The sequence below is a fragment of the Clostridium tagluense genome (assembly GCF_003865095.1).
In the GTDB taxonomy this organism is placed as follows: domain Bacteria; phylum Bacillota; class Clostridia; order Clostridiales; family Clostridiaceae; genus Clostridium_AD; species Clostridium_AD tagluense.
Window position 1 is genome coordinate 1 of the sequence record NZ_BHYK01000127.1, and the last position, 504, is coordinate 504.

The window sequence follows — 504 nt, forward strand, 5'->3', positions numbered from 1 at the left end:
TTGGTGGCGATGGAATTATCGCAGAAAATAATAGAGATGAACAAAGAAAAATAATAAAGTATAATCATTTGGTTTCCAATTGCATTATATTTCATAACGTTTTTCATATAACTCAAATTCTTCAGGATCTAATAATGGAAGGTCATAAAATTGAAGAAGATACTATAGCAGCATTAAGCCCATATATAACCCAGCATATTAATCGTTTTGGGCGTTATAATTTAGATTTAAATCGTAAGCCACCGAACATAGACTACAATTTATCTTTTGCTATGGCATAAATGAGCAATTTACTACATTAGGGAAGAACGGCAACGTGATATATATGGTAATAAATGTCTTATGGCTGTTTTTTGCACGAATCGTTGCCGTACCCCTATATGGCCCTGTTGGGACCGGAAAAAGTCACATGGCCACTGCCATAGGAGTAGCTGCTTGTTCTAGAGGTAAAAGAGTAAAGTTCTTTCGTACAGCAGCACTAGTTAATCAATTGAGCGAAGCAAA

At 35.3% G+C, this 504-nt stretch carries 2 protein-coding genes; both read left to right on the forward strand.

Annotated elements, in window-relative coordinates:
• On the forward strand, positions 1 to 281 hold a 281-nt coding region (locus Ctaglu_RS24830), incomplete at its 5' end, for a Tn3 family transposase (protein WP_148097616.1).
• A 44-nt stretch (positions 282 to 325) separates the two neighbouring features.
• On the forward strand, positions 326 to 504 hold a 179-nt coding region (locus Ctaglu_RS24835; protein ID WP_185732978.1), incomplete at its 3' end, for an ATP-binding protein.